This window comes from Epilithonimonas hispanica (assembly GCF_003385395.1).
In the GTDB taxonomy this organism is placed as follows: Bacteria; Bacteroidota; Bacteroidia; order Flavobacteriales; family Weeksellaceae; genus Epilithonimonas; species Epilithonimonas hispanica.
On record NZ_QNUG01000001.1, the window covers coordinates 19,586 to 41,460 of the forward strand.

The window sequence follows — 21,875 nt, forward strand, 5'->3', positions numbered from 1 at the left end:
TTAAAAGATGAGGATGGTGAGTAGGAAAGACTTCCTTAAAAGTCTAGGTCTGGCAGGCGTTACAATGACCGCCGCACCATTTGTTCTGAATTGTAGAAATGATGATGACAATGATGCAGGAGAAAATGCAACGATTGATAATTCTGTTTCGACAGATTGTGTAGTTACCAATTCGGAAACGGAAGGTCCTTTCCCCACCAAATCCCCATCGTCTCTTGTTCAAAGCAATATAATCGGCGATAGTACAGGTGTTCCTTTTGAAATCAATATTATGCATCAAAATGTAAACAATAACTGTTCGGCTTTGCAGGGCGTGATTGTCGATATCTGGCATTGTGACAAAGATGGCAACTATTCCGAGTATGGCGGAACGCAGATGCAAACAACTAATTATACGAGTTACCATTTCCTACGAGGCAGACAAACAACGGATGCCAACGGAAAAGTGAGTTACACTTCTATTTTCCCGGGTTGGTATGATGGAAGAGCAACGCATATCCACGTTCATGTTTATAATTCGGTGGGTACTACTTTACTCATTACGCAGATCGCTTTTCCGGAAGGTTCTGGAACGGCTGTGGAATTGGTTAATGCGAGCAGTGGTTACAGAGGAATGAGCGGTTATACATACAATTCGAATGACAATGTCTTCAGCGATGGAACATCCAATGAGATGAGTGTTATCACCGGTTCTGTGAGTGCAGGTTTTGTTCTGTCTCATACGATAAAGGTGAAAGCATAATAGGAAAGATTCAAGATTCAAGATTAAAGATAAAAAAGGAGTCTGAAATCTAATGTCTTAAAAATACTTCATAATTTTTATTTTTTCCGGGGTTCAATTGTTTTCATGTTTTCATAGGTTGTTGAAAAGAATCCCGGAAGTTTTTTAAATGTTTTGATAAGCTTGAAAAGATAAACTTAATTTGAAATACTTGTCAGTCTGAGGCTCTCGAAGACATTCAATTAATTTTAATTCAATAAATAAAATATTTTGGTTCAAAGTCCTTCAAAAATATTAAAATCAGATTACAGGCTTTGGGATGTTTCGTCTGGTGCTGCTGTGGCAGAGGTATATAAAGATGAAGCGGAAAGAAGTAGCTTAATTACCAGTCGTTTATATGAAGTTTTGGAGTTTGTGATTTATGAAAACTCTCAAAGCCTTGTTAATCTGAAACCCAATCAAAAATTGATGCTGATGCCTCTTTTTGGAAAAGTTAAAATCAATGGTTTTCATAAAGTTATAGAAACGGGAGAACTCTTTGTTTTAGAAACCAAAGAAGCGCAACAAATCACGGTTAATAATGTATTGGCAGATTGGAAATCCGATATTTTAGTGTTAATCATAGACCAGCCCGTTTCTGAAAATGTTTACAGAGTTAATCATCTGGATTTACAGATCAGAAATAAGCTCAATTTTCTGGATATAGGATTTAGTTTTCCGGGATTTATTGGATTATTCAACGGAAGAGAATCTGGGCGGTATGTTCTGAAAAACCATTGCAACAAGATGTTTGCTTTTGTGATTAATGGCGCCTTTGAATTTCAAAACAGATTGATGGAAACTCGTGATGCGATCTTGATATGGGATATCGAGGAACTGGAATTTGAAGCGTTGAGCGAAGATGCACTTATTCTTTTTTTAGAAACTCAATAACACATTTTCAATAAACAATTTTTTTTATTTTTCGATTTATTACCTTGAAATCCCAGCTTATTTTTAACTGGGATTTTTTATCGCAAAGCCTAAAAAAAAGCAAAACCAAAAATGGTCTTGCTTTATTGTATTTAATTTTCCAATTGACTCCCAAGATATTCCCACTCTTGCAAAGTCAAATCCAGTTCTTCTTTTGTTTTATTATAAGTTTCCAAAACTGGTTCAGAAGGATTTTCTTTAACAAAAGAAGCTTCAAATTCCTCGATTTTCAGTTCCAGTTCAGAGATTTTTTCTTCTACCTTTTTCAGCTTATTCTGAATGTTTTTATGTTCTTTGCTGACAATAGTTGTTGAAGTTTTGTCAGGCTGAGGTTCTCGAAGCTTTTCTTCTTTTTTCGGTTCCTCAACCTCTTCTTTATGAAGTTTTGACCTTTCTGCGGAGATTTCTCGGATACTTTCTTTTTGTCTGTATTCTAGGTATTCATCAATGTTTCCAAGAAATTCTTTCATCTTTCCATCACGGAATTCAAAGATTTTATCAGATAAACCTTGCAGGAATTCACGGTCGTGAGAAATCACAATTAAAGTTCCTTCATATTTCTGAAGCGCCAATTTGATAATCTCCTTAGACTGAATATCCAAGTGGTTTGTAGGCTCATCCATAATCAATGTGTTGAACGGACGAAGTAATAATTTACAAAGTGCCAGACGGTTTCTCTCACCTCCGGAAAGAACTTTTGTCTTCTTTGTCACATCTTCACCTTGAAACAAGAAAGAACCTAAAAGGTCACGAACTCTGGGTCTGGTTTCTTCCGTAGCAGAATCTTCCGCTTCCTGAAGAACGGTTTTATCTGGAGTCAAAACTTCTTCCTGATTCTGAGCAAAATAACCGATGCTCACGTTATGACCAAGATTCCATTCTCCGGAGTAATCTTTGATGTCGCCTGCAAGAATTTTTGCTAAAGTTGTTTTTCCTTGTCCGTTTTGTCCCAAGAGAGAGATTCTGTCGCCACGTTCTACAAAGAAATCGACGTTGTCAAAAATCTGTTTGTTGCCATAAGCTTTTCCTAAGTTTTTAGCTTCGAAAATCACTTTTCCAGGCTTCACAGAAGGTTGAAAACGAATATTGAATTTAGAAACATCTTCATTCTCAACTTCAATGCGTTCTATTTTTTCCAGTTTCTTGATTAATGACTGTGCAAAAGATGCTTTGGAAGCACTCGCACGGAATTTATTAATCAATTCTTCGGTATGTTTTATCTCTGCATCCTGATTTTTCTTTGCTTGGATGAGTTTTTCTTTTCTGTCTTTTCTTAGCTCAAGATATTTGGAATAGTTGGCTTTGTAATCGTCAATTTTTTTATTATTAACATCAAAAGTTCTGTTACAAATCGATGTCATAAACTGTTTATCGTGACTTACTAATAACATAGAACCAGGATAATCTTTCAAGAAATTTTCCAGCCAAATGATAGATTCCATATCCAAGTGGTTGGTCGGCTCATCCAGAAGCATCAAATCGTTTTTTTGAAGAAGCAGTTTTGCCAGCTCGATTCTCATTCTCCAACCTCCGGAAAACTCGTCGGTTATCTTTTGGAAATCATCCGCTTTGAAACCTAAACCAAACAAGACTTTCTCCACATCACCTTCCAAATTGTAGGCATCGTGGTTCATCAAAAGGTCATTTAGTTCTGTCATTCTTACGATTAAATCAGAATAAGCATCACTTTCGTAATCGGTTCTGGTTGCCATTTGATGATTGACTTCCTCAAGCTCGTTTTTCATCGCGTTGATTTGCTCGTAAGCTTGCATTGTTTCGTCCCAAACCGTTCTTCCTTTTACAAAATCAAGGTCTTGTTTTAGGAAACCAATTGTGATATTTCCTTCTGGAACAACATTTCCTTCATAGAAATTGATTTCTCCGGAAAGGATTTTAAGAAGCGTGGATTTTCCTGCTCCATTCTTACCAACCAAGCCGATTTTGTCGTCTTTTTTGATGGTAAAATTGACGTCGCGGAAAAGATAATTTCCTGCGTGATGTAACCCTAATCCTTGTGCCGATATCATTGTTGTCTATGTTTAAATTTCAATTTGCAAAAGTAGGATTTAATTGAAGATGAATCAAGAGAAAAGAATTAAGATAAATTACAGTTAATAAAGCTTTTAAATAATAGGGTTTGAGAGCTTCAGCTAGATATTTTCAAATTCAGAAAAACCATCAACTGTCAACAAACAACTGTCAATCAAAAATATTATCTTTGCAAAAATCTTATCAAAATGAGCAAACCGATTACAGAATTTATAGAAAAGTATTATTTGCACTTCAATGCTGCTGCGTTGGTAGATGCTTCCAAAGGTTATGTTGCACACCTGAAAGATGGCGGAAAAATGATGGTAACTCTTGCGGGAGCAATGTCAACTGCTGAACTTGGGAAAATCTTTGCAGAAATGATTCGTCAGGATAAAGTAGATTTTATCTCTTGTACAGGTGCGAATTTGGAGGAGGATTTGATGAATTTGGTTGCGCATTCTCATTACGAAAGAGTGCCTCATTACAGAGATTTGACTGCTCAGGACGAGTGGGATCTTTTGGAAAGAGGTTTGAATAGAGTAACTGATACTTGTATCCCAGAAGAAGAAGCTTTCAGAAGATTGCAAAAACATATCGTGGAAATCTGGAAAGATGCTGAAGCGAAAGGTGAAAGATATTTCCCACACGAGTTTATGTACAAAATGATTCTTTCTGGTGTTTTGGAGCAATATTATGAGATTCCTAGAGAGAATTCTTGGATGATTGCGGCGGCAGAGAAAAACCTTCCAATTGTAGTCCCAGGTTGGGAAGATTCCACAATGGGTAATATTTTCGCTTCATATTGTATCAAAGGAGAATTAACAGCAACTACAATGAAATCAGGGATCGAATATATGACTTATTTGGCAGATTGGTACACGAAAAACTCAGGTGGAAAAGGTGTTGGATTCTTCCAAATTGGTGGAGGAATTGCTGGAGATTTCCCAATCTGTGTAGTTCCAATGTTGTATCAAGATATGGAGATGCATGATATCCCGTTCTGGTCTTATTTCTGCCAAATTTCTGATTCTACAACGTCTTACGGTTCTTATTCCGGAGCTGTTCCGAATGAGAAAATCACTTGGGGTAAATTGGATATCACAACACCGAAGTTTATCGTTGAAAGTGATGCGACAATCTGTGCACCATTGATGTTCTCTTATGTTTTAGAAAATTCTTAATTGAGTTTATATATAATATAAAAGCGTTCAAAAATGATTTGAACGTTTTTTTTATTTTTTAAGCATTTGATAATTAATCTAAAGAATTAATTAAGACGATATATCTGTAGCCAAAAATAGCTTTTTGAAATTTGTTAAGTTTGGTGAAATCTCTTTTGCTATACTTGGGTAAAACTGCAACGTTGATTTTGTTCAGTATTTTGAAAAATGCTTTTTTCATAACCATAAATTTGATTTTAAAATACAAGTTTCAAACCAAAAAATTAGAGCATCATCACGCCTTCTATTTCTGCTACTTTTTTGTAAATGCTAATAACTTGGTCTGCATCCAACACAAAACAATCGATAGAAACAGAAGTATATTTTCCTGTTGAACTTTCTTTGTTGGATAAGGTGTATTTCAAATTATCAAAAACTCTCAGTATTTCTGTTATTTTTTCAGAATCACTTGTTACAATAAACTTGAAAAGGTATTCCTCAGGGAAGTTATGTTGTTCTTCTAGTTTTTCTTTAAGTGATCTGTAAAAATCTTCTGGATTGTTATGTTTGTTTTCTATGATATCTGCCATCTTATTTTGGTATAAATTAAAAAATATCCGTAAAAACGGAAGCCAAAGTTAGTGATATTTATTTTCTTGTGATTGATTGTTTCTGTTTGAAAGAATGACAGCGTTCAATATTGATTTTATTTAACGTTTTCAACTTATTATTGTCTTAAAATGAATGAATATAATGACTCATTTTGAGTTAATAGTTTTTAGATTTTATGAAAATCGTAAATTTTGCGCCTAAAAATGGTGATTTTATTTTAATAATTTATGTGAGAATTAATCACTAAAAGGCAGTGGGTTGGTGTTATTTTGTTGATTTTTAGCTTTTTAAAATATAATGTTAAATATTAACATTGTGTTAATGAAAATATTTATATTCGAAGAATAAGAAAATAATACATAAGAATATTATGAGAAAAAATTATGTGAAATTACCATTGTTGATTGCTGCTTTGTATTTTGGTGGCAATTTGCATGCCCAATCCACACAGGATACTACAACTAAAGAAAATAAGATTGAGGAGGTTGTTGTGATTGGATATGGTTCTCAGAAAAAAGAGAATGTTACGGGAAGTATTGGTATTGTCTCAGCAAAAGATCTTGCAGATAAACCGAATGCGAATCCGTTGAGTTCTGTGCAAGGGAAATTGGCAGGGGTTAATATTGTAAACGCAGGAACTCCAGGTGGATCTCCAAGAGTTGATATCAGAGGAGTTGGTTCTCTATCTGGAAATACAGTTTTTATTGTAGATGGTATGATTACCACAGATATTTCTTTTCTTAATCCTCAAGATATAGAATCTATGAGTGTTTTGAAAGATCCTTCTTCTTTGGCAATTTTTGGTGCACAAGCTGCTAATGGAGCTGTCATCATTAAAACTAAGAGTGGAAAAGGGAAGCCGGTATTCAACCTTAATTCTTATTTAGGGATTAAAACGGTAACCAATGTTCCAAAAATGGTGAATGGTGATCAGTATATAGAATTATATAATGAGATGCTTGTAAATGATAGAGCAGCTAATCCGCAATTTATATCAAAGGAGCAATATCCAGGTAATACAGATTGGTTCAAAGAAATTTTACGAACAAGTATTATCAATTCCAACGATTTTTCTGCAACCGGGAGTTTAGGAAAGCTTAATTATTACGGTAGTGTAGGCTATTTACAAGATGAAGGTAACTTAGCTGCAGGTAGAGGTATTAATTCTGGCAGTGGTTTTAATAGATTCAATACAAAATTGAATTTGAGTTACAAGATTACTGATAATATTACAATTGGTAACAATTTTTCATTTTCAAAAATGCGTACTGATGTTTCTAAAAATCCATTACTTAATGCGCGTAACGCTCCGTCAGTTTTCGGTCCTATAAACCCTACAACAGGAGATTATCAATATATTTCCTTAGTGAATGTTGCAAATCCTAGAGCAGAATTAGATTTGTACAGATCTCAGATAAGACAAGAGAGATTACTTAATAATGTTTGGGGAGAATTGAAATTCTTGAAGGACTTTACATTTAGAACAAGCTATGCTAGTGATAATTACAGTCCTAGTCAGTATGAGTACACACCAACACTTTTGTATGTTCCTGTAGCTAATCAAGTTGCGTCGACATTAGTTACAAGAAATTTCAGGAATAGAAATTATGTGTGGGATAATACGATTAACTGGAAAAAAAGCTTGGGAGGGCACAATTTTGATGTAATTGCTGGATTCTCTAGAACAAGAACTTCTTTGTCGCAAGATTACTTGTCTGCTAAAAATGTTCAATTTGATGGGTCGAATGGATCATTAGATATCGCTAGTGGTACAGACATTGTCCATATAGATGTTGATAGAACAGACTTGAATGTTGAGCAAGATCAGCAAAGAATAGAGTCTTTCTTTGGTAGAATTAATTATGATTACAAAGGTAAATATCTTGTAAATGCTTCTATCCGTAGAGATGGTACTTCTCAAGTATCAGTTGATAGATATAAAGTTTTCCCTGCTGTTAGTGCTGGTTGGGTAATTTCGAAAGAAGAGTTTATGAGTGAGCAAAATGTTTTTAACTTGTTAAAGTTAAGAGCTAGTTACGGTGAATTAGGAAACCCTAATGTAGGAAGAGGATACACTGCTAATACTTCTATAATTGCTGGAGGAGCATATTACGGAAATATTGGTTATCCAGCTCAAACTATTGACAAATTTATCGATCCAAATATTGGTTGGGAAACAACAACTGGTAAAGATGTGGGAGTAGAGATGGCAATGTTTAATAATAAATTAAAAATTGACGCAGCTTATTTTGATAAAGATTCTAAAAATGTAGTATATGGTGTTAACCAAGGAACAGTGTCTGGGGCAAGTAACTGGAATAATTTTGTAACCAATGCTTACTCTTTTAAAAATAAAGGTTTTGAAGTTTCTGTAAATTATAATACAAAAATTAGCGAAAATGTAGGTTTCGGATTATATGGAAACTTTACTTCGCTTAAAAATGAAATAACATCGGTTTATCAGGGGTCATATTTAGAAACAGGTTCTAGTTTATTTGGAAACTCAATTATAAGATTACAAGCTGGTCAGGCAGTTGGTTCATATTATGGGTATCAAGTTGCTGGTGTTTTTCAAACTGATGCCGAAGCTGCTGCATCTGGACAAACTGGAGCAAAGGCTGGCTGGTTCAAGTTTCAAGATTTAGATGGTAATGGTGTTATAGATACTAGAGATAAAACATTTTTAGGAAGCCCAATTCCTAAAGGATCTTATGGTTTTGGAGTTAATTTTAATATCTATGCTATAGATATTGCTGTTGATTTCCAAGGTGTATTTGGTAATAAGCTTTATAACTATAATCGTGAACAGAGATATGGAAATGAAAGCTGGGATCTTGATATGTATAACAATAGATGGCACGGAGAAGGTACATCCAATACTAATGCTATGATTACATCTAATCAATCTGTAATTTTACCTAATAGCTTCTATGTAGAGGATGGTAGCTACATAAGAATTAGAAATATTCAAGTTGGTTATAACCTACCTAAGGTGATTGCAAGCTCTTTATCTGTAACTAAGTTGAGATTGTATGTAAGCGCACAAAACCCTTGGACTAGTTTCAAATACAACGGTTTCTCCCCAGAAATTAATAATACTGATAGAGTACAAATGGGTATTGATAATAATATTTACCCAATATCTGCTATTTATACATTTGGTATGAATTTAACATTTTAATTAGAAAATCATGAGAAAAATATTTTTAACCCTATCTATATTTTCATTAATAATAAGTTGTAGTGATGACTTTGTAGATATCAAGGATGAAGGACAAACCGGTGTTGGAGACTTCTTCAAAACACAAGAAGATGCGATTGAAGCAACAAGTGCTATTTATAGTTTTTTAAGAAGTTGGGAGAATACAGGGTTTCCTGCTCAGTTTGTATTCGGTGTTACAGGGGATGATGTAGAGAAAGGATCCAATCCTAGTGATGCATCTTTTATTAATGCTTATGATCAATTTACCTACACAGTCAGCGATGATGGTGTAAGAGGATATTGGATTGGTCAATGGCAAGCCGTTAACAGAGCTAATCAAGTGATTACAAATGTTCCAAATATTGAGATGGATGCTACTTTGAAAACTAGATTAGTAGCTGAGGCTAAGATGCTAAGAGCGTATTTTTATTTTAATTTAGTTAGAATTTATGGAGGTGTTCCTATTTATGACGGGCTTCCTGCAGATGGTAATTATTTGAAATCAAGAAATTCTGCAGATGAAGTTTATGCATTTATTGTTAAAGACTTAACCGAGGCTTCCGATGTATTACCACAAACATATCCTTTAGCAGATTTGGGTAGAGTTACAAAAGGAGGTGCTTTAGGACTTCTTTCCAAAGTTTATCTTTATATGAAAGAATATCAGAAGGCATACGATACTTCTAACCAAGTTATAGCTTTAGGATATAGTTTAGATCCTGATTTTAATCATTTATTTAGACCGGCTGGAGAATTTGGATCGGAATCTGTTTTTGAAGTTAACTGTGATTGTTCTGCTGCTTACGGAGGAAGTCAATATGCGGAAGTACAAGGAGTTAGAAATCAGTTTGGATGGGGCTTTTTTACACCAACTCAAGCTTTAGAAGATGCCTTTGAAGCTGGTGATATTAGAAAAGAGTTAACAATCTTAAGAGAAGGAGAAACAACTCTAGAAGGTGATTTAATTAAGAAAAATGATCCACAAGCAGGTAACACTTGGAACCAAAAAGTGTATGTTCCAACATCTTTAAATAACAGTACTTGTGGAAGCTATGGATCTATTCAAAACTTTAAAATATTACGATTTGCGGATATATTGTTAATTAATGCAGAGGCTGCTAACGAATTAGGTAATACTGCTGTAGCGATTTCAAATATCAATAAAGTAAGAACAAGAGCTCAACTTGCTGATACTACTGCTTCTACTCAATCTGCTTTAAGATTGGCTATTTGGCAAGAAAGAAGAGTTGAGTTAGCAATGGAAATGGATAGATTCCCAGATTTGGTAAGAACTGGGCAGGCTGAAACTTACCTTGGCCCTCTAGGATTTAAAACTGGTAAAAATGAATTATTCCCAATTCCTCTAGATGCTATGAATGCAAGTGCAGGTTTATTCACTCAAAACCCTGGTTACTAATTAATCAAATTAAATATTTTTAAAGAGGGGACTTGTTTCTCCTCTTTTTTTATAATTTCAAATGACAGAGAGGCTTATGAAAAAGATAATATCACTCTCAATTGTTTCCTTAGCATTACTCACATCTTGCAAAAGCAAACAATTGACCGAAAATAAAACTTCTGAAAAACCAAAATCAAAATTCACCAATAATCAATTAATGGACAAAGTTCAAAGTGATGCTCTCAAATACTTCTGGGACTTTGCAGAACCTAATTCATTCTTAGGAAGAGAACGTTATCACGAGGATAATATCTATCCTGATAATGACAAACACGTCATTACAACGGGAGGTTCGGGGTTTGGATTGATGACTATTTTGGTTGGCGTGGATAGGAAATTTATTCCTCGTCAGGAAGCAGTTAAAAAATTGACACATATTGCGGATTTTCTAGAAAAAGCAGACCGTTTCCACGGTGCTTGGTCACATTGGATTAATGGTGAAACTGGTAAAGTTGTTCCATTTGGGAAAAAAGATAATGGTGGAGATTTGGTTGAAACTGCTTTCTTGGTTCAAGGAATGATCTGTGTCCGAGAATATTTCAAAAACGGGAATCAGGAAGAAAAAGCCTTGGCTGCAAAGATGGACAAGCTTTGGAAAGGCGTCGAATGGAATTGGTACACAAAAGGAGGTCAAAAAGTGCTTTATTGGCATTGGTCACCGACTTACGGTTGGGAAATGAACTTCCCGCTGCAAGGTTACAACGAGTGTCTCATCACCTATGTAATGGCAGCTTCCTCTCCGGATTATTCTATAGATTATGATACTTACAACAAAGGTTGGACGCGCAACGGAACCTATCTTTCAGACAAAGAAAAATATGGACTTCCAATGTATGTAAAACATAATGGAGCCGAAGAATATGGTGGTCCATTATTTTGGACACAGTATTCTTATTTAGGTTTGGATCCTAGAAGTTTATCAGATCAATATATCAAGAATTATTTTGATTTAAATAGAAATCAGGTTCTTATCGATTATAAATATTGTGTCGAAAATCCCAAAGTATGGAAAGGCTACGGCAAAAATTATTGGGGTTTAACCGCAGGTTATTCTCGTAACAAAGATGGAGGAGTTGGTTATGACGCTCACTTTCCGCAGAATGATCACGGCGTGATTACTCCAACGGCAGCGCTTAGTTCCATGCCCTATACGCCGAAAGAATCTATGGCTTTTCTTAGATTTTTATATGAAGAAAAGGCAATTTTCATTGGGCAAGCCGGACCTTACGATGCTACTTCCATCAATTACAACGACTGGTTTACACCTCGATATTTGGCGATTGACCAAGGTACAATTGCACCAATGATAGAGAACTATCGTTCAGGATTGTTGTGGGATTTGTTTATGAATGCCCCTGATATCAGAGCCGGTTTGAAAAAAATCGGATTCAAATCAGAAAAGCACAAGATAGATTAAAAAAAGTATTATCTTTAGCACAAGATATTTATTGTCTCATTTTGATTTAATAAATATTTTTAGGAGCTTAATCCCGCTATCCACTATATCTTTTTTGTCATTGCGAACAACGTGAAGCAATCTTTAGGAACTAATCAGCGCAATAACAAAAAAGGATGCCGTTACTATCGGGGCTATGGTTTTCAGCATAATTATAAACTTAGGCATGCGAAATAACATTTTGTATCTTTGATAACAAAGTATGTGTAACAAAACGAGTAATAATAAAAATTGATTAATGTATTTGTTTTTAATAAAAAAAACAGATCGATTGTAAGTTTTTTATCTTTATTCTATTTTCTTTTATCTACTTATTATGACCTTAAAATTAAAATATCTTCCACTTTTACTTTTAGGATTTTCAACATTTTCCAATGCACAGCAAATCAAATCCGAGTTCAATAAAGAAGTTAAAATTCAGAAAAAGCTATCTTACCTTCTGGATATTCCACAAAATCCAAAAACAAAACTGCCTTTGATTGTTTTCCTTCACGGTTCTGGTGAAAGAGGAAATGATTTGGAAAAAGTAAAACTAAACGGCGTTCTTCAACACAAGGATTTAATCAAAGAACCTGTGGCTATTTTAGCACCTCAGTGTCCTGCAAATACTTGGTGGGATACAGATGCGGTTTATTTCCTAATCAAAGAAATTTCAGAAAAATATAAAATTGACAAAGACAGAATTTACCTCACCGGATTATCAATGGGCGGTTGGGGAACTTTGAAATTGGCAGGAGAACATCCCGAAATGTTTGCCGCAGTCGCATCAGTCTGTGCTCCAACAGATCGGGTAATGTATGCGAATATTCACAATTACAAAGATATGAACCTGAAGATTTTCCACGGTGGAATGGACGATGTCGTTCTGCCTGAGAATGCTTTTAATTTTTATCAAAAATTACATCCAATCAATCCAAAAGCAGAACTCACGATTTTCCCAAACGACAATCACAATTCTTGGGACTCTACCTATTCTGACCCTAAGTTGTATGAATGGATGCTATCATTCAAAAAAAAAAAAATAATAAAAAAAATTAATAATAATATATATAATGAAATCGCCTTTAGAAATTTTGAAAAACAATCAAGTATAAATGATTGGCGATTCCATATGACAATTAAAAAAAATAAATACTACATATGAAAAAGTTTGTAATCCTTGCTGCATTGGCTCTTTCGCCCTATTTTCTTGCACAGGAATTGGTGACCAAACCTGTTCAGTCTTATCAAACTGAAAAATATCAGTCTAAGAAAAAAGCTTTCATAGATAATCTTATTTCCAAAATGACTTTGGACGAGAAAATCGGTCAGCTGAATTTACCTTCTTCTGGAGATTTTACGACTGGAACAGCTCAAAGTTCTGATATCGGTAAAAAGATTGAGCAAGGTTTAGTTGGAGGTTTATTCAACATCAAAGGTGTGGATAAAATCCGTGATGTTCAGAAAGTAGCGGTAGAAAAAAGTCGTTTGAAAATCCCAATGATTTTCGGGATGGATGTAATTCACGGTTATGAAACGTCTTTTCCAATTCCATTAGGTTTGGCCTCTTCTTGGGATATGAATTTGATTCAAAGATCGGCTCAGATTGCAGCTCAGGAATCTACAGCAGACGGAATCAACTGGACTTTTTCTCCAATGACCGATATTTCCAGAGAACCAAGATGGGGTAGGGTTTCCGAAGGTTCTGGTGAAGACCCATACTTAGGAAGTGAGATTGCAAAGGCAATGGTTTTTGGTTACCAAGGGACAGACCTTTCAAAAAATAATACAATGTTAGCTTGTCTTAAACACTTCGCGCTTTACGGCGCTCCAGAAGGCGGACGAGATTACAACACGGTTGATATGAGCCACGTATCGATGTTTAACAATTATTTTCCACCTTATAAGGCTGCGATTGATGCTGGAGTTGGTTCAGTAATGGCTTCTTTCAATGAAGTGGATGGCGTTCCAGCAACAGGAAACAAATGGCTGATGACAGATGTTCTAAGAGACCAATGGAAATTCAAAGGTTTTGTGGTAACAGATTATACTGGAATTAATGAAATGGTTGACCACGGAATGGGAGATTTGCAGCAAGTTTCGGCTTTGGCAATGAACGCAGGAGTTGATATGGATATGGTGGGCGAAGGTTTTCTTAAAACCTTGAAAAAATCTGTGTCCGAAGGAAAAGTTTCTGAAAAAACAATTACAGAAGCAACAAGAAGAATCTTGGAAGCAAAATATGACCTTGGACTTTTTGATGACCCTTATAAATACACAGATTCCAGGAGGGCTCAGAAAGAAGTTTTCAGTCCGAAACATTTGGAAGCAGCAAGAACTATTTCTGCAAACTCTATGGTTCTGATGAAAAATGACAAACAGGTTCTTCCGCTTAAAAAATCTGGAACAGTTGCTGTGATTGGTCCGTTGGCAGACAATGCGATGAATATGCCTGGAACCTGGAGCGTTGCTGCAAAACACGCTAATTCTATCTCATTGTTGAGAGGTCTTAAAGAAACTGTAGGTAAAGATGTGAACTTCATTTATGCAAAAGGAAGCAACGTTTACGAATCTGAAGCAATGGAACAAAAAGCGGCTATGTTCGGGAAAACAACGGGTCGAGATAGCCGTCCTGCAGACCAAATCAGAAAAGAAGCTGTTGAAATAGCTAGTAAAGCTGATGTCATTCTTTTAGCCATCGGAGAAAGTGCCGAGATGAGTGGAGAATCCAGCTCTAGAACAGATATCGGTATTCCGGAAACTCAAAAAGAATTGTTGAGAGAACTTAAGAAAACCGGAAAACCAATTGTGATCGTTCTTTTCGCAGGTCGTCCTTTAGTTTTAACGGAAGAATCTGAATTAGCAGACGGAATCCTGAATGTTTGGTTTCCAGGAAGTATGGCTGGATACGCTATTTCTGACGTTCTTTACGGAAAAGTGAATCCTTCCGCAAAATTACCAATGACTTTCCCAAGAAGCGTAGGTCAAGTTCCGATTTATTACAATGCAAAAAATACTGGACGTCCATTAAGCACAGAAAATACAGATAAATGTACTTTTGAAAAGTTCCGTTCCAATTATCTGGATGAGTGTAACACACCGCTTTATCCATTTGGATATGGGTTGAGTTATTCTGAGTTTAATTATTCTGATATTTCTGTGAGCAATGCAAAACCTGCTGGCAATACGTCAATCGAGGCTTCAATTACGTTGACGAATAATGGAAAATATGACGGCGCAGAAGTCGTTCAGCTTTATATCAGAGATCTGGTTGGAAGTATTACAAGACCAGTTAAAGAACTGAAAGGTTTCCAAAAAGTTTATCTAAAAGCTGGAGAAAGTAAAAAAGTAACTTTCAAAATCACGCCAGAAGATTTGAAATTCTATAACAGTCAATTGAAATTTGATTGGGAAGCAGGCGATTTCGATGTGATGATTGGAACCAATTCTCATAATGTGAAAACAACGAGAATTACTTGGTCAAAATAAAATTTAATCCAAATTAATATAATAAAAGCCTTTAGGAAATTAATTCTGAAAGGCTTTTTTGTTTGCATTAATGTCAGTGTTGTAGGAGAATTCTAAAGTGTTTTTGACTATTTTTATAAAGGTTTTAAGTGTAACTGTATTTCAATTTATAAAAAATAATCTAATAAGTGTACAATTATTTAATTCCTAACAATCTCAAATTTTAACTCAATTTTTCTACAAAAAATAAGAAATGAAATTAATATAAAAAGTATAATACACTTTTCTCATTTTCAAATTCTTATTTCCGCTAATAATCATTATATTTGCCGACTTAATTTATATATATCGTAAGAAAATGCAAGGAAAAGGACTCGTTACATTAGTTGCCATCGTTCTTGGATTGATTTGCCTTAATGAGCTTCTGCCTTCTTTCTATGCCAACAAAATAGAAAAAGAAGCAAAAGCAATTGCAGGCGAAAATCCAGTGAAGTACAATGCTGAGATTGCAAGACTTTCTAAAGAGACCCTTAATCTAGGTTTTACAAAACTAGATTATACGTCTGCTAAACAGAAGGAAATGAAACTCGGATTGGATCTTAAAGGTGGTATCAACGTATTATTGGAGATCAACCAAAGAGATTTGGTAAACGATCTTAGTAATTACTCAACAAATGCTACTTTAGTAGAAGCACTTAACAGAACAGACAAAGCTCAGAAAAACTCAAGTAAACAATACATCGAGGATTTCTTTACCCAGTTCGAAGCTGTTACAAAAGAAAAAGGAACAAACCTTAAACTTGCAGATCCTGAGATCTTCGGAAACACAAATCTTTCTGAAATTAAGTTTAATACACCAGATGAGCAGGTTAAAAATATTGTAAGAAAGAAAATTGAAGCCTCTGTAGGTACGGCCTATGAAGTTCTTAGAACACGTATCGATAAAATGGGGGTTACGCAGCCAAACGTTCAAAGAGTTCCTGGAACTGGTAGAATTTTGGTGGAAATGCCTGGTATCAAAGATATCGACAGAGTTAAAAAAATGTTGGCAACTTCTGCTAAACTTCAGTTTTGGGAAGTACAACTAGGACAAGAGGTTTTACCATATTTCTCTCAATTAGATCAATTGGTAAAAGCAAAAGGAGATTCTATAGGTGTTGCAAAAACTACGAATTTGATGAACTTGATTCAATTAAATTCTACACCCGGAAACGCTGTTGCAAACGTAAAATTAGCTGATACAGCTGTTGTTAATAAATTACTTAATAGCGATGCTGCTATCAAAGCAAGACCTATTAACTTAAAATATACCCAATTTATGTGGGGCTACAAGCCTGAGAATAATACCTCTAACAGTCTTGTATTATATGCAATCAGAGGAAATATTACTCAGAAAGCACCAGTTGATGGCGCTGTAGAATCTGCAAACATCAATTATGATCAATTAGGTCGTATCGTGGTAGATATGCAAATGGATTCTCAAGGTGCTCGTGACTGGAAAGTTATGACCGAGAAAAATAATGGTAAAGTGGTTGCTGTAACTTTGGATAACAGAGTGTACACGGCGCCGTCTGTAAATAGTGTGATTCCTGACGGAAGAACTCAGATTTCTGGAAACTTTACTCAAGAAGAAGCTAAAGATTTAGTTGATGTTCTTGGAGCTGGTAAATTGCCTGCAGGTGCAAAAATTGTACAGGCAGACGTTGTAGGTCCATCTCTTGGAGCAGAGTCTATCAATGATGGTATTATGTCGTTCCTTATCGCATTTGCAATTATCATTGTTTACATCATTTTCTATTATGGTGGAGCAGGGGTTTATGCAGTTATTGCAATGACGATCAACTTATTCTACATTTTCGGGATTATGGATTCCTTGGATGCTACGTTAACGCTTCCTGGTATTGCAGGTATCGTATTGTCTATGGCTTTGGCGGTAGATGCAAACGTGATTATCTACGAAAGAACGAAAGAAGAATTGTTCCTTGGAAAAGGAATTATGGAGGCTTATAAAGATGGTTTCAAGCATGCTATTTCTGCGATTATCGATGGTCACGCGACAACGTTCATTACCGCTTTGATTCTTTATGTTTTTGGAACAGGACCTATCAAAGGCTTTGCAGTAACATTGATGATTGGATTGGTAATGACATTGTTCACTTCGGTACTATTATCAAGAGTAATGATTTTTAGCAGATTGGAAAAAGGAAAATCGCTTTCTGTTTGGACGGCTCCTACTAAGAATCTTTTCAGAAATACTTGGATTGACTTCATTGGGAAAAGAAAATATTCTTACATCGTTTCTGCTATTTTGATGGTAATTTCTATTATATCAATTGCTGTAAACGGATTCAAATATGGTATCGATTTTACAGGAGGACGTAACTATGTTGTAAGATTCGAAAAACCAGTTGACGCAGAAAAAATAGAAGGCAATATTGCTAAACTAATGAAAACGGCTGATGGTAAAAATGAGTCTGTAGAAGTTAAAACATTTGGTAACTCTTCTCAGTTGAAAATCACAACCGATTATTTGATCGATGATGAGTCTCTAGCAGCAGATCAAACTGTTGAACAAAAAATCTACGAAGGTCTTAAGCAAGATTTGCCAGCCAGTATGAGTTTGGCAGATTTCAAGGCAGCAGATAAAGGTCAAGCAGGTATTGTATCTTCAACCAAAGTAGGACCTACAGTGGCAGATGATATCACCACACACGGTATGTTGGCGGTTGCAGCATCATTGCTTGGTATCTTTATCTATATCTTGGTAAGATTCGATAAGTGGCAGTTTTCACTTGGAGCGGTTGCAGGTCTATTCCACGATACAGTGGTGATTCTTGGAGTTTATTCATTATTCTACAAAGTAATGCCGTTCAATATGGAGATCAACCAGGATTTCATTGCGGCGATTTTGACGGTGATTGGTTACTCGATTAACGATACCGTAATCATCTTCGATAGAATTAGAGAATACTTGAAAGAGAAGAAAGCGTTGACATTGGCTGGATTATTTGATGATTCAATTTCTAGTACAATTGGTAGAACTTTCAACACATCATTCACTACAATTTTGGTAATCCTTGCGATTTTCATCTTTGGTGGAGATAACCTGAGAGGATTTATGTTCTGTCTATTGATTGGTATTGGGTTTGGTACTTATTCATCAATCTTCATTGCATCGGCTACGGCTTATGACTTCCTGAAAGGAAAGAAAAAAGAAGATAAAGTAACTGGCAAATCTTCTATCAGCAATGCTGAAATAGTAGGTTAGGTTTTTCTTAGAAATATATAAAGTAAAGCTCTCAAGTGATTGTGAGCTTTTTTTGTGCTTTTACATTTGGCGGTTTTGTCATTCCGGAGGAATCTAAGCTAAATGAATCAGCACAGTGAATTATCTGCTGTTTCTAGATTCCTCCGGGATTACAAACTAAGTGTTTGATTACAGAAATAAAAAAAATCCTGCAAATAAAATCTGCAGGATCACCAATAAAACAAATCAATTGGGAAAATTGACTCTACTATTCAGTTGGTGGTATCGGGGTTTCCTCCGGCAATCCACTCGGTGTATCATAGATAACATAATCGTTATACTTGGCTTCATCGGTTTCGTAGAAAATATCTTGTCCGATGCCTGCATATTTTATCAATAATCGGTAAAGAGTGTTGAGCACTTCTATACGGTCTTCTGTAGCAACATCTCGATCCGAAATTCCCTTGGCTTGTGCATCGATACCCAGATCCAAAGTATCTCTTTGAGTCGTGAGCGTTGTGATTTTATCAGAAGTAAGACCTTCGTTTTGCAAATCTGTCAGATATTTTTCTGCAGTTATGCTCATAATTTTGGCGTTACGAACCAGTTCTGCATCGCTTTGTCGGGCTAGATCTGATCCTCCGAATTCCTTATACTTGGCACTTCCAAGTCCGAAAACATTTTGAGCCATATTCAGGATGGTACGCATCGTTTTGGATAAGGCATCTCTAGCGGCATCTTTTTGGGCGGTCAATTCTATTTTGATAGCTTCCAACTGTTCATCAGAAGGGAAATTGTCCACAGCATTACGCGCCTTGGTAAACTCGGTTTTCTTGGTTGGTGTGTAACCTCGGTCTGTGAATTCTACAATATCACGGTCTAAGAGATTGATAAACTCGTCTGCTTTTTGTTTTAGAATTGCGTCGGTAAGATGGAACTCCCGAACTACTTGGTTTTTTTTCATCGTTGAAGTATTGTGTTTATTAAATCGAATTTAGAAAAAAAATCTAAGAAAACAAACTTTTTCTAGAAAAATTTATTTTTAAGAGATTTTGCAACTTGTTGATTCATAATAAAATCCGTGCATCTGCCTCATCGTAATGAATCAACGGCTCATCGTAATGAATCAATGACCTGTCGTAATGAATCAATGCCTTATCGTAATTAATCAACGAGGCTTCGTAATACATCAACGTTCCATCGTAATGAATCAAAGACCTAATGAAGTGAATCATCGTCCTGTTGTAATGAATCGAAGGTGTATCGTAATGTATTTTTGACCTTTTTGAATATTTAGACAAAAAAACAGACGTTAAGCGTCTGTCTTTTTGATTTTTAAAAAGCTTTGCTTTTTTAATGCTGGCGCGAGCATCTTGCTCGTGCATTATATGGTTTGAGACACGAGCGTGACGCTCGCGCTAGCTGGAGTCTTTTATATTGTAGGCACGAGCGTGACGCTCGCGCTAGCGGTGAGAGTATAACTATTTATTTGGATTTATATTTTCTCTTTAGTGGAAATAGTTTTGTAATTTTTCTATCGATATGTTTTGTTACCTCAAAAAACTTAAATGGATTTTCTGTTTTGTCTTGAGGTAAAATTTCAAAATTTAAACTTTTAATTGCATTTAGTTGAATACAGCAATGTTCAGGATTTGTCCAGAATATTAAATTATTGAAGCCTTTTAATTGTTTTGATAAATCGTTTCCATTTCGATCAATCACAATAGGTTTTCTGTATGTCTTATCAAACGTCATTTCATTTATGTATCCAATTCTGTCTTCATCAACGTTTAATATATTATCATCAATATTTGCTACGACTAAATTAATCTCTCCGGTATAATTAGTAGGTACAATTATTTTTAGAGTGGGTGAATAAAAATGAAAATTAAAACCAATCAAACTTAAACTAAAGAAAAATAATAGGTAAGACCATTTAGAATATTTTTAAAGATCAGATTTGAAATAAAAGCTACAAGCCAACAGATAATTAAAATTCCAAGAATAAAAATAATTCCAAAACAATATCCTGAAAAAAACATTCCTCCAGGAAATTCCGCAATCTGGATTACTGAAATGATAAGTAAAATTATAGTTGTAATTGTGAAAAATCGTCTAATAGTAACGTCTGACATATAATAACTGATGATTTAACGTATAAAAATAGTAATTCTAACAATTTAAAAATAAAAACATAAAATCAAAAAAATACGATCTTCGCAGCTATGAAAACAAATCAAAAATCTGCGGCTATTGGTTTTATCTTTATCACGCTGTTGATAGATATTACAGGCTGGGGAATCATCATTCCTGTAGTTCCAAAACTGATAGAAGAACTTATCCACGCAGATATCAGCGAGGCGGCTAAATATGGAGGCTGGCTGAGTTTTGCTTATGCCTTTATTCAATTTATTTTCTCTCCTTTTGTCGGGAACTTGAGTGATAAATATGGGCGTAGGCCTATTATCCTAATTTCGCTTTTTGGCTTTGCTGTAGATTATATTTTTCTTGCGTTGGCACCTAATATCTGGTTTCTTTTCATTGGTCGTATCATTGCTGGGATTACCGGAGCCAGCGTTACAACCGCAAGCGCATACATTGCGGATATCTCAACAGATAAAGACCGTGCGAAGAATTTTGGACTCATTGGTGCGGCATTCGGCCTAGGGTTTATTATTGGGCCTGTTTTGGGTGGTGTTTTGGGACATTATGGTTCTAGAGTTCCGTTTTATGCGGCGGCGATTTTGTGTTTGATTAATTTTATCTACGGCTATTTCATCTTGCCGGAAAGTTTGGATAAAGAAAATCGTAGAGAATTTGACTGGAAAAGAGCAAATCCTATTGGCTCTTTAAAATTACTTAGAAAACATCCTGAGATTTCGGGCTTAGTGATTTCCTTGATTTTGATTTATATTGGAGGACATGCGGTGCAGAGTAATTGGAGTTTCTACACCATGTACAGATTCGATTGGGATGAGAGAATGGTTGGGATTTCTCTTGGGGTTGTAGGACTAATGGTTGGATTGGTTCAAGGATTATTAATCCGATGGATCAATCCCAAAATCGGAGACATAAAAAGTATTTTCTATGGCTTGCTATTATATTCTTTTGGGATGTTGTTGTACGCCTTTGCAACGGAAGGTTGGATGATGCTTGTCTTTACAATCCCATATTGTTTAGGTGGGATTTGTGGCCCGGCGCTTCAATCGATTATTACGAAGAATATTCCTTCTAATGAGCAAGGCGAATTGCAAGGCGCATTAACAAGCTTGATGAGTGCAACATCCATTGTTGGGCCACCGTTGATGACGAATTTGTTTTACTATTTTACACATAAAGAAGCGCCTTTTCAGTTTCCAGGAGCGCCATTCTTCTTAGCATTCTTGCTGTTTATGGCGAGTATCTATTTCGTTTATATTAATTTTAAAGATAAGAAACAGAATTAGATGCAAGTGTGATTTTTTTATCAAAATTAAAAAAGCTAATGCTCTATAATTTTTTTAAAGTTCTCAAAAAAAAATTATTATAAAAGATAGTTTTTTGCTCTTTTTGTAACGTTTTTCTTTTT

General features: G+C 35.3%; 16 protein-coding genes. 10 read left to right on the forward strand and 6 right to left on the reverse strand.

What is annotated here, in order from left to right:
• The first annotated feature begins 13 nt into the window (after window positions 1–13).
• Together DRF58_RS00090 and DRF58_RS00095 are read left to right on the forward strand one after the other, a co-directional pair.
• Window positions 14–742 (forward strand): dioxygenase family protein, encoded by a 729-nt coding sequence (locus DRF58_RS00090; RefSeq protein WP_245955325.1) that lies wholly within the window; start codon window positions 14–16, stop codon window positions 740–742.
• Between the two features lie 249 nt (window positions 743–991).
• Entirely contained in the window at window positions 992–1,654 is a 663-nt protein-coding gene (locus tag DRF58_RS00095; protein WP_116031335.1) for a pirin family protein, read from the forward strand.
• Between the two features lie 131 nt (window positions 1,655–1,785).
• Here DRF58_RS00095 and DRF58_RS00100 read toward each other — a convergent pair whose 3' ends face one another.
• Window positions 1,786–3,720: an ABC-F family ATP-binding cassette domain-containing protein gene (locus tag DRF58_RS00100; RefSeq protein WP_116031338.1), complete on the reverse strand. Its 1,935-nt coding sequence runs from the start codon at window positions 3,718–3,720 to the stop codon at window positions 1,786–1,788.
• Window positions 3,721–3,930: 210 nt separating this feature from the next.
• On the opposite strand from DRF58_RS00100, the gene DRF58_RS00105 reads away from it, so the two are divergent.
• Window positions 3,931–4,905, forward strand: coding sequence for a deoxyhypusine synthase family protein (locus tag DRF58_RS00105; RefSeq protein WP_116031340.1), 975 nt, complete (start codon window positions 3,931–3,933; stop codon window positions 4,903–4,905).
• Window positions 4,906–4,978: 73 nt separating this feature from the next.
• On the opposite strand, the gene DRF58_RS18485 is transcribed toward DRF58_RS00105, so the two are convergent.
• The gene (locus DRF58_RS18485) at window positions 4,979–5,125 is read right to left on the reverse strand and encodes a hypothetical protein (RefSeq protein ID WP_168926404.1); all 147 of its coding nucleotides are present in this window, start codon (window positions 5,123–5,125) and stop codon (window positions 4,979–4,981) included.
• Window positions 5,126–5,168: 43 nt separating this feature from the next.
• Window positions 5,169–5,474 (reverse strand): DUF493 domain-containing protein, encoded by a 306-nt coding sequence (locus DRF58_RS00110; RefSeq protein WP_116031343.1) that lies wholly within the window; start codon window positions 5,472–5,474, stop codon window positions 5,169–5,171.
• A gap of 392 nt (window positions 5,475–5,866) precedes the next feature.
• Between DRF58_RS00110 and DRF58_RS00115 the strand changes: the two genes are divergently transcribed.
• The 6 genes from DRF58_RS00115 to secD all read left to right on the forward strand — a co-directional run bounded on the left by DRF58_RS00115 (window position 5,867) and on the right by secD (window position 18,328).
• A complete protein-coding gene (locus DRF58_RS00115) occupies window positions 5,867–8,677 on the forward strand; it encodes a SusC/RagA family TonB-linked outer membrane protein (RefSeq protein WP_116031346.1) in 2,811 nt (936 codons plus the stop codon).
• Between the two features lie 10 nt (window positions 8,678–8,687).
• Window positions 8,688–10,115, forward strand: a complete 1,428-nt coding sequence (locus tag DRF58_RS00120; protein WP_116031348.1) for a RagB/SusD family nutrient uptake outer membrane protein — start codon at window positions 8,688–8,690, stop codon at window positions 10,113–10,115.
• A 76-nt stretch (window positions 10,116–10,191) separates the two neighbouring features.
• Window positions 10,192–11,574 carry a glucoamylase family protein gene (locus DRF58_RS00125; RefSeq protein WP_116031351.1) on the forward strand — a complete coding sequence of 461 codons (1,383 nt, stop codon included), beginning with the start codon at window positions 10,192–10,194 and terminating at the stop codon, window positions 11,572–11,574.
• A 355-nt stretch (window positions 11,575–11,929) separates the two neighbouring features.
• Window positions 11,930–12,757, forward strand: a complete 828-nt coding sequence (locus DRF58_RS00130) for a carboxylesterase family protein (protein WP_116031354.1) — start codon at window positions 11,930–11,932, stop codon at window positions 12,755–12,757.
• Entirely contained in the window at window positions 12,754–15,081 is a 2,328-nt protein-coding gene (gene bglX, locus DRF58_RS00135; protein ID WP_116031356.1) for a beta-glucosidase BglX, read from the forward strand. Before DRF58_RS00130 ends, bglX begins: the two co-directional genes overlap by 4 nt.
• Before the next feature lie 337 nt (window positions 15,082–15,418).
• Window positions 15,419–18,328 carry a protein translocase subunit SecD gene (gene secD, locus DRF58_RS00140; RefSeq protein ID WP_116031359.1) on the forward strand — a complete coding sequence of 970 codons (2,910 nt, stop codon included), beginning with the start codon at window positions 15,419–15,421 and terminating at the stop codon, window positions 18,326–18,328.
• A 247-nt stretch (window positions 18,329–18,575) separates the two neighbouring features.
• Here secD and DRF58_RS00145 read toward each other — a convergent pair whose 3' ends face one another.
• From DRF58_RS00145 to DRF58_RS00150, 3 genes are all read right to left on the reverse strand, one after another.
• On the reverse strand, window positions 18,576–19,271 hold the full coding sequence (locus tag DRF58_RS00145) for a hypothetical protein (protein ID WP_116031363.1): 696 nt from the start codon (window positions 19,269–19,271) through the stop codon (window positions 18,576–18,578).
• A gap of 103 nt (window positions 19,272–19,374) precedes the next feature.
• Window positions 19,375–19,692, reverse strand: coding sequence for a hypothetical protein (locus DRF58_RS18280; RefSeq protein WP_123902341.1), 318 nt, complete (start codon window positions 19,690–19,692; stop codon window positions 19,375–19,377).
• 100 nt (window positions 19,693–19,792) lie between these two features.
• Entirely contained in the window at window positions 19,793–20,209 is a 417-nt protein-coding gene (locus DRF58_RS00150; RefSeq protein WP_116031365.1) for a hypothetical protein, read from the reverse strand.
• Between the two features lie 323 nt (window positions 20,210–20,532).
• Here DRF58_RS00150 and DRF58_RS00160 point away from each other — a divergent pair, with 323 nt between their 5' ends.
• Window positions 20,533–21,753, forward strand: a complete 1,221-nt coding sequence (locus DRF58_RS00160) for a TCR/Tet family MFS transporter (protein WP_116031368.1) — start codon at window positions 20,533–20,535, stop codon at window positions 21,751–21,753.
• Window positions 21,754–21,875: the final 122 nt, after the last annotated feature.